Raw genomic sequence first — 16400 nt, 5'->3', positions numbered from 1 at the left:
TTTCCGTTTTGGACGTCTTCAATCGTTACTATATATGTAAGTTACTTAACGGCCGTTAGTTCTTACAAATAATAATGAAAAGGTCAGACAAATGAGCTGGAAGAAAACTGCTATCAATATCACAATGGGAAATGACAAGTATCCAAAGGGCATCCGAGTATTTCGTTTCAATAATATCGTTGAAGAACCAACCACTGATCAGATTGAAACCTTTGCCCAAGGCTTAGTTTTATTATCAGACGGAGATACATATTTAGGTTCAGAAATCGTTAAGTATACACAACAAAGTGCAAAATAGGGGAGAATAACTAATGAAAAAATTACAATTGAGATTTAAGACCGCTGCAGATCACAAGAAGAACCTAGTTTTGAACTATGTTAAAGACGATCTAACACCCGAACAAGTTAAAGCCGGGATGGATAAGATTAGTGCCAGTAGACTCTTTGAACAAAATAGTATCCAACTTTACAAAGAATTACTTGGTGCCAGCTATATTGAACGCAATGAAACCAAAGTTTTTGAAAATAGTGCAAATTCTAAGTAAATGAATTAATCTTTTCCGAAGATAAACCTTGAGCCTATGACTTATTTAGACTAGAATAAGGATAGGCTCTTTTGTTTTGACAATAATTGAAAATGAAACGTGAGCGTAACGAGTATTACAGTTTGGTATTTATTTAATTGTTTTTGAGTAAAAATAACACCATTTCGTAGTAATAATCATTTTGAATATTACAAACTTGTGATATTTAATACAGAAATGTTACAAAAACGATGACTTTTTGATTTAGAGTTGATTCATAAGCCAGAGTTTCATATAATGATTGTCAGTGGGGTAGCCCCACGACAATTAAATAATAAATTCTTGTAGTCCAGGGGAGGATTAACATTGAAAAAATCTATTAAATATGCAGGAATCGCTGCTGCTACACTTCTAGCTGTTGCTCCAGTTACTGCTCCTGTAGTTTCAAACGTTACTACTGTAAAAGCTGCATCAACAGACACACCAGTTGCATCAACAGACACACCAACAGACGCTGATTATTCAGTAGCTGTTGCAGAATTTAACAAAACATTTACAAGTCAAACTCTTGATACACTTCCACATGTTGCTGATGAACTTGCTGGAATTTATAAAGATGGTTCAGCTACAATGAACTATAAAGACTTTGCCAAGATAGGCTTGGCAGAAGTAAATGCTACTCCATCTGCAGCAACTCAAACTCGTTTGGCAGATGCTAAGGTAACTGTTAAAGTTTCAAATGCTAATACTGCTGCTGACTTGATAGCTTTACAGAAGGCTGATGCAGGTTATACATTTACTGTTCAATTATCATATGTAGATTCAAATGGTAATACAGTTAAAGCTGATCCTATTACTGTTAAATACAGCAAGAAGGGTTCTACAACAACAGAATTAACTAGTGCTAATGTTTCATATACAACACCTTACAATGTTGACTTTGGTTCAAGCATTTATAACACACAACTTTCAACAAGTTCAGATTTGAAAGTCACGGATCAAGCAGGTAATGCTGTTAAAGATTTGACAGTTACACCTGATGAAACACTTTACACAAGCTATAATGCTGCTGCTGTTGCATCAACACAATCATCAGATAAATTTGCCGGTCCGACATTTGACAAGGGTGGAGCAACTTATTACCAACGTTTACGTGTTACAACACCAACAGCTTCATCATTTGGTAAATTGATGACCAATGCAGTTAATTCAATTACAATCAATGGTTCAGCTATATCAGCTGCATACTATGCTAACACAAACAATACACTTACTGTTATCCGTGCAATCAAAGTTGGTTCAGCAGAAGCTGCTAACTGGACAACAGAAGATGTTAAGGGTGTAGTTACAACTAAGAGTGACTCAGCATTCTACACATTGAAGAATGGTAGCAACGAAACTATTTCAAACCGTGCTTTGGCTAAGAACTCAGCATGGCAAACAAATGCTGTTCGTACAAACACTAAGACTGGTGAAAAACAATACCGTGTTGGTGCTGACGAATGGATTTCAGCTAATGATGTAACATTCTCAGATGGTAACGATGGCAACGGTTCAACAACTGGTGCATACACAGACGTTAAAGCTTTGAATGGTAAAGTTACAACAGCCGGCCCTGCAGGTTACTACTACCCACTATACAACGACAACGGTGAATTGATTTCAAACCGTGGCGTTGCTGGTCTAACTTCATGGTACACAGACAAATCAGCTAAGAACGCTGACGGTGTAACTGTATATCACGTTGCTACAGGTGAATGGCTACAAGGTACAAACGTTACTTACTCAGCATACTAGGATCTAGTTTGTTAAGAAGGTAATAATTAAAAAGACTCACATTTGTGAGCCTTTTTTTTATGGAGAAAATAAGATAAGAATTTCTATGATTGTGGCAAAAACTACCGTGATGCATTATGATGATTAAGTGTACTAAGTAAATGGAGGAGTTTTTTTATGTCACTTAGATTAAAGAAAATTGGGATTATTATTGCCACGGTCTTGTTATTGTTGGGATCGTTGCCATTCATGGGACATACTGCTAAAGCGGCTGGCGATGATAAGATTACAATCGGAGTTTTGAAAAATACCGCCTCTTTGCCAGCTTTGATGGCGGATGCTAACGGCGAGTTTACTCAACATAACATTTCTGTTGAGACGAAGACTTTTGATTCTAATAGTCAATTGAACGATGCTATCAAAGACGGTACAGTCAATGTAGCGGTTACTAACTTAGTCAGTTATGCTTCATTGACTAGCAAAAAGGCTAACGCTAATTGGAAGGTAATAGGAACTTTACCTGGATATAACGGTTTAGTTGCTAACAAGAAGTATAAGAGTGTTAAGAGCTTAAAGGGTAAGACAATTGCAATTGATAAGCATGATTCTTCCAAAGAATACTTATTGAGTGTCTTGAAGAAAAACAAGATGAAGTATTCAAGTATCAAGATTAAACAAGTTGACAATCAAGAGGACCGTGTTTCTGGTCTAAAAGATGGCTCAATTGATGCGGCTGTTTTGGAAGACCCATTGATGAGTAGTGCCAAAGCTAATGGTGGTAAGATTCTCAATCGTCAAAAGATGAGTGCAGATAATGGTAATGTTTTAATCATCAATAAAGATTTTGCCAAGAAGAACACTTCTTCAACTCAAATTTTAGTTGATACTTTGAATCTTGAAATCAAGATGCTTAACAATTCCGGTAGCTATGGTATGGCTGGTAGTGCCCTTAATAAGATGAACTATGATCAAAAGGGTGCTGAAACTTTAACTAAGTTGGATATTAGTTTTAAGAAGATTCACAAGGTTAAGAAGTCTGACTTCAATAAAGCTTTCAAATATGCTAAAGCACATGGCCTATACAAAGGTAAGATTAGCTATAAGAAAGACAATTATAAAGTCAAGAATATTAAGTAAATTTTCTCAAAGATATCGAAGAAATTCGGTATCTTTTTTCTTGCCTTTCGTAGTTTAATATTAGTACGGAAAAAATATGAAAACACGAGGTAAGAAAATGAGTCAACTTTCAAAGGATTTAGACTTTAGACCTTTAGAAAAGATCGATGAGGCCTATATGGACGCCGCTATGAAGTTCTTGGACGAATCACAGGTGATGGATGAACTCAATAAGACCGGGTTATATAATATCAACTTGGATAATTTGGAATTTCGTCATTTTCAGGAATGGTTATTCTTAGCTGGCAGTCCCGATAATGAATTATCGTTTAGTCCCAAGAAACTAGTATCTTTTTCGATAGCATTGACCCGTTTCCACGATGGTTGTTGGGATTCACCGTTATCAATTGCCAGTTTGGATAAGTTCGTTCAAATGGACGATGTTGTTCAACATGTCAATCTGCTTTTTCAAGTGAAACCTTCATTACTGTTATTACATGAGATTGTTAATCGCCACTAGAAAAAAATCGGCAAAATAATAGCCATCTGACGAAAGAGTCGGATGGCTATTAAATTAGTCTGTTTCGGTATGGTTTTCTTTCGAATCAGACAACTTTTGCTTTATTCGTGAATAATATTTTTTAAAATCGGTAGGAGTGATTTTGAAGATACTTAATATTGAACCGATGATCAAGACAATCAAAGCGACAAATGAGAAGTGACGTGAGGCTTTTTGAACTTTAGTTTCATAATAGTTGATGACGACTTTACCTTTTCCACTGACAGTGACTTCACCCAGGCCATTATTTTTTAGATTCATAGTCAGTTTAGAAACTTTACCGATAGAATCTTTTGATTGGAAACCATAGTAAGCAATCAATGGTACGGAAATCGTGGTCTTTTTAGCATTCTTGAAGTCAAAGCTCATCTTGGTATCAGAACGCTTGAAGTTAGAGATTGTGGCTTTTTTACCATGCTTAATTGTCGGGATCTGTGGCTCGGCATTGATCTTTAAGACATCAGCACCTTTAGGTAAGTACTCTTGTCCGGCACCGATACTGAATGGTTCAGCTTTGTCATACTGAGAATATGACACTAAATTATTTGATGAAGTGCTGACCATCTGGTAACTGGCTGAAATCGTAAGCAGAAAAGATGCCAGTACTAAGCCAAATTTAGCATAATTACTCTTGAAGATTTTTAAAGGGTCACTGGCAACAAAGATTGCTAATAAAATCGTGGCAATCATATCCAATCGCCAAGGGTATTGCATCATTTTTAGCGGTGTTTTATTGAGTACGATCCATGGGAAAACTCGGCTGGAACAGATGAACATAATCGCTCCCAATATACCAAAGTGTCGCACAGCTCGATTTTTGACTCGTCCCAGTCCAATTACCGCAGCAATTGCAGCCACGAATAAGATTAGACCGATGTTAGGCTTGTCAATCAAGTTGTTAAGGCTCCAAGTAGTATAACTATTTAAAGCTTCGGCTCCAGCGGGTAAATTACCTTTACTTTCAGTTAAGCGAAAGACGGTGTGTTTTAATTGTTCAAGCATCGGCAAAAAGTAGCCAACTGTTAAGAATCCTGTACAGATACTTGCCCAAATTAGTGACAATAATCGTTTCGGGTGAGTTTTTAATTCAGAAACTTGGAAAATCATGATGGCGATGATCAAAATAGCTACTAGAATTGGTGAAATGGCGTGCGAATAAATGATTCCTGCCATTCCGAAAGTTAGAAAGAGCCAATTGCGTTTTCGCTCACCATAAAATATCTCGTAAATTCCCAAGACGGCAATCGGCAAGAAGAGAAAGGCACCTACTTCACCAAGGTCATGGCGGAATAACATATCGTGAAGTCGATAAGTGCCTAAAGTATAAACAAAACTAAAAACTAAACTATTCCAATATTTTCTTTGAACTTTATAGAAACAAAGAAATGCTACACTAAAAGTTAAAAAGTTCAACATTAAGTAGAAACGTACGATTGTTTGAGCTGGTGTATAACCCATCAACCGTAAAATAGCAGCGGGATAAATTAAGAAATCTGAATAAAAAATGTTAGAAATATAACCCATGCCTTCCATGAAAGACATGTTAACGATCGGGAAGTAATTGTGATGTAGGATCGATTGATACAATCCTTCGATTCGCATCATGTGGAAGCGATTATCACTTGTTCCCAGATAAGCCCAAATGGAGTGGTGATAAAATTCCGTTTGGTAAAGTGTTAAATAGCTGACGACGGCAAAGAGAGCAGCTGTTAGTAAGACGACGATCGGTATCCGTAGATACTTGTTGTGCCAAGAAATAGATTTCATAAATTAAGGCCTTTCTGAAATTATATATAACACTCAAATTATACTAGTGACGAGATAAATAGTTAATTCATTCATGGTAGTTTATGAAAAGAAATTTGCAAAGTATAATCTTTTTACAATTCTGTCTAGCGATGAATTATAATTCTTACTATAAGTAATAATCTGTCGGGGAAGGGTGTTCGATTATTAAAAATTTGTACAAAAGAATCCAGCAAAATCGTTGGTCAATCATTATTTTAACGGTTGTTTTCTTAATCATGTTGCTACTGAACTCACACACGTTGTATGTGGCCGATGATTATGTCTACCGTTTCGTCTACCAATCGCCATCACCAACCGCTTTTACCCATCAACCACTAATTACAACTTGGCTGATTCCGGAATCAATGTGGAATCATTATCAGCTTTGGAATGGACGGTTTGTTGCACATTCGATTGTTCAATACTTTATGCAATTTAATTCCAAGGTGCCATTCAATATTTGTAGTAGCTTGATTTATGTGTTGATGTTAGTGTTCATGGACAAATTGTCAGTTAAATTATCAGGTACAAAGGCTAATCCAATCATGTTGATCTTGCTCTTTTTGTTCACATGGTTTTATATCCCTTATTTTGGTCAATCGGTCTTATGGTTGTCTGGTTCGGGTAATTATTTGTGGATGAGTACCATTTATCTTGGTTTCATCATTTTCAATTTAAAAGTGCAAACGATCGATTTCGTTCATCTGTTGGGTGCTGCTTTATTAGGTTTTCTAGCTGGGGCAACGAATGAAAATTCAGGTCCAGCTGCCGTTTTGATTGTCTTATTGTTCATGCTCAGACGTTTGATCAAAGAACATAAGTTAAGTTTAGTCTCGTTTGTCAGTGTAATTTTTAGTGGAATCGGGTTTATTACGATGATGTCCTCGCCAGGTTCTCAAAAACGTGGTGACATTCATCGAACTTGGGCTTTGATTCAGAAAAATTTTGCAGGTATCTATCAATTGACTATTAAGCAGTGGGTTTGGATTTATCTAGCAATCGCAATTTTATTGATTGTGGGTATCGTCATGAGAAGAATCCAGGCAGATACCTTTTGGGCAGTGATTTTCTTTGTTATTGGTCATTTGGCAGCCGTTTATGCGATGGCTTTTTCACCAGAATATCCTGAACGGACCTTCTTCGGTGGCGTGCTATTCTTGGGTATCGCCTTGTTTATTACGATTTATGCCATTTTTTCTCAGTGGCAGTGGGGCTTAGGTGGTGCCGCAATTATCGTGAGTGTCTTGTTTATGTTTAGCTTCGTGCCAGCGTTTCATGACATCAATCTTAGTTATCAACAGATGCAGACGGAATATCGTTTGATCTATCAAGCTAAGGCGGCTGGTAAAGATAGTGTGAAAGTACCACTGATGACGCCGCAAAAAAGTAAATATAATGCTAATTATGGTGTAATTGCCCTTGATACTCCTGCGACAGCTTTAATGAATCAATGGGAGGCCAAGTTCTTTGATTTGAAAGCTATCAGCGGATATCGGGTCAAATAGGCAGTATGTTAAGATAGAACTTATTTAGTTATTTTCGGGGGTCATTTTGGAAAAGAAACGAATTATTTATATTGACGTTATTCGAGTTGTCGCCATGATGTTAGTGGTTTTAGCACATTCGTGTGCGTCTAGATTGGCGATTAGAGATGGATCGCTGAATTGGGGTATTTCAAATACATTAGTTACGATCACGGAAATTGCCGTACCCTTATTTTTCATGATCAGTGGTGCTACGATATTGAATAGCAAAAAGACGACTGATGTTGCTTATTTATTCCGCCATCGGTTGGTCAGAGTATTAGTGCCATTCATTATTTGGTCGGTGATCAGTGCCTATGGTTCTAGAAAAATCGATGGAGTTTTTACATATCACGATTTCTTCCAGAGCGTGTTATCCATCTATCATCAACCAGTCTTGTTGGCCTATTGGTTTATCTATCCACTGGTCTCGTTATACTTGTTCTCGCCATTACTAAAGGCTTTGGTCGATAATTTGGATGAAAAGTTAATGAACTATCTCTTGATTTTGTGGATGATCATCAGCATGTTCTTGCCAGCTTTGGTTGCTGGATTGCCTAAGAATCTCAGTTCTTATTTTGACGGTTATTCTGTTGGGAAAGTCGTCTTTTCATCGAGTTTAGGCTACTTTATCTTGGGATATAAATTGACGCAAGCGAAGCCTAAAAAAGAAGGTTCATTGATATTACTGGTTATAGCAGTCGTCTTGATGGCCATCAATGTCTGGCTCGGCTTTCTAAGTTTAAAGAGTGGCTGGCAATTGTTGAGCGTCATTTCCGTTGTGAATGTGCCAGTGATTTCTGGGTTGATCTTTTTAGTATTGAAGTCATTTGAAGGCAGTTATCATCGTTGGTTCATCCGGTTAGTTGAAATTATTGCTCCACTGACTTACGGAGTATATTTAGTTCATGGCTTGAGTATCAACGTTGTTCAAAAAATGGCTGGGGTTAATCACTATGTCACGACGTTTTTCTTTGCGACTTTAATTTCATTGGCGATTATCTTTATCTTGAGTAAGATACCTGTTATTAAGAAAATCATGCTCTAAAGAGTTTCTTCAAGGCTTTTTTATCCCAAGTTAACTTGTGATTTCTGTACGAATAGTCCATTATTAAATAATAATGGAAAATAAAATTAAGAACAGCTTCAACTGGGTTAGAAAAGCTTTTAATCCATTTATGTTTGTCGGTTCTTTAATATATTTTGGGGTATTTAGATATTTTGTCATTCCTTCGGGGGATGACTACTTTTGGTGGGGACCACAAGGGGATTATTTATCACATCATATGTTTTATGGGCCACAGGCAATTTATGGTGGTAGTAGTAACGGACGTTATTTAGGTAATTTTTTTGAAATTATTACGATGCATAATTTGACTATTGCAATCATTATTTATGCATTCTTTTGGACACTTTTATTGTGGGGGCTTTGGCGACTTTCAAGTAAATCAGTTCTTTCGCTGGTTTTGTCGTTCCTATTCGTGTTCACTTTACAGGACGCATTTTTGAACAATATCTTAGTTTGGAATGCAGGATTTGTTAATTATGTTCCCCCAATTGCTTTGATGCTAGTTTATATTTTTCTCGTAGATTGTGGACGGGATAAGGATCTTAATCAGTTTATTGCGATTGGAACGTTAATATTAGCATATGCTGGTGGTTTATTCACCGAAACAATGACGGTTGGCCAGATTTTTTTGGGATGTTTGGTGATTCTTTATTTTAGAAAGAAAACCAAACTTTATCACATAACTTATTTATTGGGGGCAATAATTTCAGCCATAACTGTTTTCTCGCACCCAGGATATCAAGGCCACAGCGGTTATCGCAGCATGACCTTTGAGCCGTATAAAATTTGGTTGAACTATTCCAAAATTACACATTTTTGGCTGATTACCTTCAATCTCATTTTGTTAGTGGCCATTTTATTGGCAGTTATTATTTTGGCAATCCGTAGTGACTTTAACTTTTGGAAAAAAGGTTTATTAGCAGTCATGGCGTTGATCTTTCTCATTTATTATATTGGAATCAATCATTACTTGAGTAGTAAGCCTTTGAATGATATGTATGGTTATAACCGGATCGATGATCAGCTATCGAATATCGAGGGAATCATCAGTCTGTTATTGGTGATTTTTATCGGTAGTTGTATCTTCATCTTTTTTAGAAAAGATGCTAAATTGTGGTTATATTATTTGATGACAGGTGCAATAATGGGGCAGTTGTTGTTTGTGGCTTCCCCAATTAATTGTCGAGGTAATTTTCTGAGTTATGTCTTTACCTATCTAATTGCTATGAGATTTGTTTTAAGAGCTGTGAAGGGATTGAAACTGCAGAAATTGATAACCGGTATCCTGGCGGTTGTTTTAGTTGCTATGGGAGCACATTATTTAGATATAATGCAAAGTAATTATCAAGTTAATCTGCAAAGAGTTAGTGTTCCAGACTTTTATAATGGTAAGTCCGGATTGACCCAGCAGGTGCCATATCGAAAATTTGTTTGGTTCAACGATTTATTGAATCAGCAAGTACCGGCGTATTGGAAGCAATATTTTAAAAAATAATAATGGTTAATTATTAACATTCAAAAATGCTTCGGTGGAATTTTGTCCATTCGAGGCATTTTATTTTTGCAATTTTGAGCACTCTCTTAAAATTATTAAGACTTTATTTGTCAGTGCTTCTTTTTTAACTTTTAATGTATAATAAAATCAGTATTAACTTAAAAGGTGGTATTACAATGCTTGAAAATGTGCATGGTATTGTTAAGGTCAACCAAGACAGTCGTTATGTCGTCTTCTTGTTTGATTCTTATGAAGTAAATCGTAAAATGTTGCAAGATAAATATGTCAAAGGCGAATCTGCTTGGTACACTGATGCCAAGGGAACTGGCGACGATGGCAAAGCCTTTTATCGGATCGCCCAAGATGGTGAATGGATCGAAGCTGAATACGTTACTTACGTTCCTACAACGGACTAAGCTAGCGATTTATTAAGTTTCCTAAAAAATATTTAAAAATTGGCCTATTTCTTAAGGTTTGGTTGAAGGAAAATTCCTTACATAGTAGTCTCATGATAGTTATATTCTTTATAATTGGAGGGAGACAATTATGAATAAGAAATGGGTTGCCTCTACTGCTCTAGCAAGTTTTCTGGCAGCAGTCGGTGTGTCTTCAAACGCTTCGCCAGTTAAGGCTGCAACGTCAACTGACGATTCGAATCAAGACGACAATCAAGATCAAAAACAAACAAATACTAAGGATCCTAATGTAGCCAGTGTCATGGATAGTCAAGGAGCTCCAATTAATGAGAGTACTGCTGATGCCATTGAAGCAGATAATAATAACGGTGCTAGTAGCGTTTTGCCTGCTAATGCTGTAAGTGCAATTACTCAAAGCGGTGCAGTAACTCAAGGCGTTTCTCAATCGACTCAAGATGCTTTTATCAACAAAGTGGGGCCAATTGCTCAACAAGTTGCGTCTAAGTATAAGGTCTATGCTTCAGTCAGCATGGCTCAATCAATCGTTGAAAGTGCTTGGGGTACTTCTGATTTATCTACCAAATATAATAATTATTTTGGTGTTAAAGGTGACTATAATGGCTCCTATGTTAACTTCCCCACGAGTGAGTGGAGTGCTGACAAGGGGTATTACACTATTTATGCTAACTTTAGAAGCTATCCTAGTATTTACGATTCCTTCGCTGATAACGCTGCTCTATTGAGAGGTGGAATTAGCGGTGCACCAGAGTTTTACAAAGGAACTTGGAAAGAGAATACATCTTCATATAAAGATGCAACGGCTTGGTTGCAGGGAAGATATGCAACTAGTCCGATTTATGCATCAACTTTGAATAAGATAATCGAGACTTATAATTTGACAAGATTTGACAGTGAACCGGATACAAGCGGAAGTAGTGATAATTCCGTCAGCGGTACTCAAACGGCCATTAATGATACCGCCACGGTAACCAATAAAAATATGGCCAAAATTTATATCAATGCGAACCCCAACCAGATTGCTGCTAACCGTGCTTTAGCTTACAATACTTCGTGGCATGTTTCTTCTAAAGTCGTAGCTGCTGATGGGACAGTTTATTACCAAGTGGCTTCAAATGAGTATGTTAAAGCGACCGATGTGCAATTGGATTCGGAAAAGTCCAATCCACCAGTAAAGATCACTGATACAGCTATCGTGGTAAATAATAAGGGTTCAGTAGTTTATAGTGCCGCCAATAAAAAGGCCGCTACTAGCCGTGTATTGCCTTATCAATCGGCTTGGATCACGACAGCTTATGTGGTTGATGACGATGGTAATACCTTCTATTTTGTTGGTAATAAAGCTTATGTTTTAGCTACTGATGTCACGCTTAAATCTCAGACTAATACTGACGACTACAAGCAAGATAATATTGTTTCTTATCCTGATATCGTCCATATCATAGCAACGCCTAGTGCCAGAGCTTATGATGACAAGCACAATGCTTTAGCTGTCAGTTTAGCCAATGGCACCGATTGGAAGATCGATAAGAAGTCAACGCATTCTGACGGCTCAATTTGGTATCGTGTTGCGACCGATCAATGGGTCAATGCAAATGATGTCCAAGTCAAAGGTTCCAATTACGTCACTTCGGTTTCAGGGATGGTAAAGATCAATTACATTCCTGGCTACGGGGTCAATGTTTATAACAGTCCTGCTGCTAACAATAAGTTTACCGGTACCCGTTTAGCTGATGGAACTACTTGGCGAGTAACGTCGAAACAGATTGTCGATGGACAAACTTGGTATAAAGTTGGCGCTGGTTGGGTCAATGGTAAATATTGTATTTACAGTGCCGATTAACGATAAAAATTAATAGAGATTACCTCAAGCCGTCCAATTGAGAATGGCTTGAGGTAATTTTTTTTGTAGCTATGTAATTTTTTTGAAAAGATTGTAAATTCTTTCAGAAAAGGTATCTTGAAACAGCCGATAATGCTATATTCAGCTCATACTCAATTGAGTAAATACCTAAGACGGAGAGTTCAATTTTTTATGGCAAAATTATATCAATTCCCCGAAAAAGAGATTTCAAAGAATTTCTTAGTTACCGAAGGCTATCGTTCCCTGTATTGTGAAGATCGTTTTGAAATGGATAATAAAGTGGTATTACTCTACAATCTTGCTGAAAGTCAGGCTGCTGAAGCTAAGTCATCCATTTTGCATCTTGATCACGGGATGATCTTAGATCCACGTCCGACTAAGCAATTGATGAATGAATTGTGTAAAGATAATGGTTTTGGTTTTGCAATTTCCAAGTTTTTGTCAGATTTAACCGGAATTAAGTCGTATATTCCTTTTATTCACCTTTATAAAGCTTACATGCCGATCAAGGGTGGCTGTCGTCAGAATACCGATTGGATATCTCCTAATCTCCTTAAGAATTATTTTTTAAAAGATGGAATATTATATTTAGAGGACCTTAATGGCTATCGTTTTCAAGTGGATTTTCCCAAAGGCGACATTGAGAAGAGATTCCATGATGTCGCTTTATTGGTCCAAGCAAACTTTTTATTTTTAAAGGCGATTCTTAATTGGGGACACTGCCAGATGCAACCTCCGGCGGAACTAGGTGTTTTAAAGCGGTTTGAGAATTGCCAATGTCTAAAGCATCAGAATATGCGGATCAAAGTGAATGATCTTGATGCAATGATATTAGCCTTTAAAAAATGTCTCCTGATCAATTTAGGGATCGACGAATTAGAACGATTTGAGTTGACCAAGTATTATGGGCAAAATTTAAAGAGACTTAAAAAACTTTACTAATAACTTCGACAAAGACGCTGATAACGGCGTCTTTTTATTTTGTCTCAAAATTAAAACCCCTAAATTACGCAAAATTGTGTTGTTTTTGGCAACTAATATTACAAAAGCTGATTAGTTATATTAGTCCTACACAAGCGCTTGTGAGTAAAAATAGGAGAACTCACAATTATGACTGATTTAGAATTAGGGTTTCAATTAGCTGTCGAGAACCAACAATTGATCCATGGAGTATTGAAACGGCTCCATATCTTTCAGACACGGTTTGACTATGACGATTACTTTCAAGAAGCGGTAATTTTGTTTGCGAAGACTTATGTTCAATACTCACAACAAGGACGAGACCTCAATAAGTTTAAGCCGTATGTTTTCCAAAAACTAACTTGGCGCCTAACAGATATGCTGCGGCAAGCAAAACAGTATACTGATTTTCACAGTCTGGAGGAGTTCGACTTTCAAAGAGTGCCCCAAGAGCAGAAAGTGATCGATTTGGACTTTGTGAATTTTGAAAAACTTTCTGTGATTGAAAAAAGTATATTGCAAGAACATTTCATTGAAGGATTACCTTTGAGTCAATTGGCGAAGCGTTATAACTGTACTTCTAGGAGCTTGAGGTACTGTCGTAATAGGCTTTTGGAAAAATTGAAACATATGAGCGTTCGTTGAATTTTACCATTTCATTACAGCCTGATTACTTTCGTCAAATTTGTGAAAAAACTTGTTATAATCTATACGTTAAGGAAATTAACGGCGGGAAGGAATTAATTTATTATGGTATCTAAGAAATTTATGACTACTATGGCAACATCAGTTGCTTTAGCAAGTATCGGATTTACAACTATTGGGCAAGTAGCTCCACAACTAGGTGCTCACGTTCAAACAGCACAGGCCGCTACTTCAGCAATCAATGATTATATTAATAATAACAACATTCAACCAGCTTCTATCACTAACGAAGAAGGAACCTTCAATATTTGGCAAGGTTACGAAAATGGTGTTGGTAAGCCAGAAGGTGTTGTCATTCACGAAACAGCTACTCCAGGGGCAACTGCTCGTAACGAAGTGACTTACTTCAATCGTGAGTGGTCAAACATTTATACATATGTCCATGCTTTTGTCGACAACAAAGAAATCTTGAACATTAAGAATACTGACTATACAGTCTGGGGTGCGGGCCCTACAGCTAATGCAAAATTTGTTCAAGTTGAATTGTGTGAAGTTTCATCAACTGATGCTTTTGCACGTTCAGTTGCTAACCAAGCCTATTACACAGCTTCCAAGTTGGTTCAATACAAATTGCCATTCACACCAGGTACAACAGTTATGTCACATAACGACGCTCGTATCAAGTGGGGTGAAACATCACATACCGATCCAATTGCTTACTTTGCTAAGTGGGGCTACAGCATGGATCAATTCTACGATCTAGTTGGTAAGTATTACAATCAATTGAAGGGTAATACTAACTCTGGTAACACAAATAACGGTAATAACACTAATTCAGGTGGCACTGATGTTAGTGATACAAACGTTATCAAAGTTAACAATAAGAATGGTAGTTTCGTTCCACTAGTTTCATTTGAAGCTGATGGCAGCACTAAGAATATTACTAATCGAGCTTTAGCTAATAACACACCATGGTACACGGACCAAGTTAAGTCATACAATGGCGTTAAATATCACCGTGTAGCTACAAACGAGTGGGTCGCTGAAAATTATATTGCATAAAAATATTGCAAATAATTTTATGACTCGTTTTTAATAAATGTTTATTCAAAAAGATGCGCTGAAAAGCGGGTCTTTTTTTGTTATGATTCAATAATAAGGGGATTTTGGAAGTTGTATAATTAAGATATCGGAAAGGCCCTAGGGATATGGTAAAAAAAATATATGTTGTGCTGAGCATATTATTCTTTTGTGCAGTGTTGTTAGTTGGTTGTAAGACCAAGGAAACTTCTAAAATTATTGCCAGTAATAAAACTTGGTATTTATACCAAGATCAAGGCGAGAATAATACCGTTTCAATTAAGTTTTTGAAGAATCAACGGGCACAAGTTAAGGATATTACAACGATTGATGGCAAAGTAGGTATCAATCGCTTCAATAGTCAATTCGATAACCCACAGTATATTTTGAATCGTGATGGGAAGACGATGACTTTCAAAACAGCCGGTCATAACTTAGTCTTGAAAATCATTAAGACGTATCACGAAAATGTTTATGGGAAGCATATGCAAGGATATTATGTCGAGTCTGGTGGGCAAACTTATAAATTTGCTTATATTAAGAAGCGGGATGCACAATCGAATATTAGCAAATCAAACACTAGAAAATCGCAACAGATCGCCTATGATCAGATAGCTAATCATTTAGTCGATATTACTCAAGGCGCCAAGCCATTAGCTACTAACAGTGCCTTAGTGGGAAATTTTGATTTTTCTACTATTATTGACTATCGGCGGACGGATGGTAATTTGACAATCAATCAGGATGGAACTTATCAGATGACTTTGACACAACATTCAGCACAAAAGATTGATGATTCAGCAGATAGCAAAGTTGTGATGCTGACTGAAATCGAAAATGGTTATGTTCAAAATTTGTACGGTAAAATTTACCTTACTCCCAAAAATTTCTTGACGATCAATTATTACTACCATGGTCAAAATCAGGATCGATTGTTACCTCAAAGCGTTAATTTGAAGGTAAATTACAAAGCGACTGGCAATCAAATTTCTCGCAGTAAGATTCGTGTTGAGCAAGAGAACAACCAGCTTTATCTTTTCTCGGGCGACTTTACAGTCAGACCTAAAGAAGGCCAATCCAATACCAAAGCTAATCTCTTAACTAAGTCCAATAATGGTCAAGTTGGTTTAAGCGATGAGATTAAAGAGACCAAGGACTATTACGATGAGTATAAAAAAGATCCGCTGACTTCTAATGCCGATTTAATGCAGCTAATGGCGGCTATTTCAGATAATAACGATAAAAAGGTGGGCCAAGTTGGTGTCAATTTTGGGGAATTGTACGGAACTAACCTTTCACCGAGCGATTATCAAGGCATCAGTATCGATGGTACCAAGCATCCTTTGATGCAGTATTTATTCTTGGTATCACCAACATCGGATTCCGATAATAGCCTCGCTGTCAAAACGACTCGAGGAAGACTGTTGATCTATGGAGCACTCGATAATAAATTATTTTTATTGAGACAACCGGATAAGGACTCAACAACCGTGACATGGACACTGGTCAAAGGCGTTTCATTGAAAGTGCCTAAACTACAATTCACTTTGAATTAATGTCGGAGGGG

The 16400-nt window shown here is 37.0% G+C and carries 15 protein-coding genes; 14 read left to right on the top strand and 1 reads right to left on the bottom strand.

Translation table 11 applies throughout. From position 1 onward, the window contains the following. Positions 1-91 precede the first annotated feature (91 nt). The 5 genes from ACYT32_RS03835 (at position 92) to ACYT32_RS03815 (ending at position 3936) form a co-directional block, all read left to right on the top strand. Positions 92-298 carry a hypothetical protein gene (locus ACYT32_RS03835; RefSeq protein WP_395264631.1) on the top strand — a complete coding sequence of 69 codons (207 nt, stop codon included), beginning with the start codon at positions 92-94 and terminating at the stop codon, positions 296-298. A gap of 13 nt (positions 299-311) precedes the next feature. After that, entirely contained in the window at positions 312-545 is a 234-nt protein-coding gene (locus tag ACYT32_RS03830) for a DUF2922 domain-containing protein (protein ID WP_395264632.1), read from the top strand. Positions 546-890: 345 nt separating this feature from the next. Further along, the gene (locus ACYT32_RS03825) at positions 891-2321 is read left to right on the top strand and encodes a hypothetical protein (protein WP_395264634.1); all 1431 of its coding nucleotides are present in this window, start codon (positions 891-893) and stop codon (positions 2319-2321) included. A 156-nt stretch (positions 2322-2477) separates the two neighbouring features. After that, positions 2478-3437 (top strand): ABC transporter substrate-binding protein, encoded by a 960-nt coding sequence (locus ACYT32_RS03820; RefSeq protein WP_395264636.1) that lies wholly within the window; start codon positions 2478-2480, stop codon positions 3435-3437. A 97-nt stretch (positions 3438-3534) separates the two neighbouring features. After that, positions 3535-3936 (top strand): hypothetical protein, encoded by a 402-nt coding sequence (locus ACYT32_RS03815; RefSeq protein WP_395264637.1) that lies wholly within the window; start codon positions 3535-3537, stop codon positions 3934-3936. Positions 3937-3990: 54 nt separating this feature from the next. Here the strand turns inward: ACYT32_RS03815 and ACYT32_RS03810 are convergent, their stop codons facing one another. Next, the gene (locus ACYT32_RS03810; RefSeq protein ID WP_395264638.1) at positions 3991-5742 is read right to left on the bottom strand and encodes a hypothetical protein; all 1752 of its coding nucleotides are present in this window, start codon (positions 5740-5742) and stop codon (positions 3991-3993) included. Between the two features lie 194 nt (positions 5743-5936). Here ACYT32_RS03810 and ACYT32_RS03805 point away from each other — a divergent pair, with 194 nt between their 5' ends. From ACYT32_RS03805 to ACYT32_RS03765, 9 genes are all read left to right on the top strand, one after another. Beyond that, the gene (locus ACYT32_RS03805; protein WP_395264639.1) at positions 5937-7268 is read left to right on the top strand and encodes a DUF3329 domain-containing protein; all 1332 of its coding nucleotides are present in this window, start codon (positions 5937-5939) and stop codon (positions 7266-7268) included. 46 nt (positions 7269-7314) lie between these two features. Continuing rightward, the gene (locus ACYT32_RS03800) at positions 7315-8334 is read left to right on the top strand and encodes an acyltransferase (RefSeq protein WP_395264640.1); all 1020 of its coding nucleotides are present in this window, start codon (positions 7315-7317) and stop codon (positions 8332-8334) included. A 73-nt stretch (positions 8335-8407) separates the two neighbouring features. Next, positions 8408-9850 (top strand): hypothetical protein, encoded by a 1443-nt coding sequence (locus ACYT32_RS03795; RefSeq protein ID WP_395264641.1) that lies wholly within the window; start codon positions 8408-8410, stop codon positions 9848-9850. Positions 9851-10026: 176 nt separating this feature from the next. Continuing rightward, positions 10027-10266 (top strand): hypothetical protein, encoded by a 240-nt coding sequence (locus ACYT32_RS03790; RefSeq protein WP_395264642.1) that lies wholly within the window; start codon positions 10027-10029, stop codon positions 10264-10266. Positions 10267-10396: 130 nt separating this feature from the next. After that, positions 10397-12127, top strand: a complete 1731-nt coding sequence (locus ACYT32_RS03785; RefSeq protein WP_395264643.1) for a glycoside hydrolase family 73 protein — start codon at positions 10397-10399, stop codon at positions 12125-12127. A 192-nt stretch (positions 12128-12319) separates the two neighbouring features. After that, on the top strand, positions 12320-13090 hold the full coding sequence (locus ACYT32_RS03780; RefSeq protein WP_395264644.1) for a hypothetical protein: 771 nt from the start codon (positions 12320-12322) through the stop codon (positions 13088-13090). A 168-nt stretch (positions 13091-13258) separates the two neighbouring features. Beyond that, positions 13259-13753, top strand: coding sequence for a sigma-70 family RNA polymerase sigma factor (locus ACYT32_RS03775; protein WP_395264646.1), 495 nt, complete (start codon positions 13259-13261; stop codon positions 13751-13753). A 105-nt stretch (positions 13754-13858) separates the two neighbouring features. Further along, positions 13859-14815, top strand: a complete 957-nt coding sequence (locus ACYT32_RS03770) for a peptidoglycan recognition protein family protein (RefSeq protein ID WP_395264647.1) — start codon at positions 13859-13861, stop codon at positions 14813-14815. Positions 14816-14961: 146 nt separating this feature from the next. Next, the gene (locus ACYT32_RS03765; RefSeq protein WP_395264648.1) at positions 14962-16389 is read left to right on the top strand and encodes a hypothetical protein; all 1428 of its coding nucleotides are present in this window, start codon (positions 14962-14964) and stop codon (positions 16387-16389) included. Positions 16390-16400: the final 11 nt, after the last annotated feature.

It is taken from the genome of Companilactobacillus sp. FL22-3, from assembly GCF_054881455.1.
Note: the sequence above shows the minus strand (reverse complement) of the source record. Positions and strands in the feature narration are given on the sequence as shown.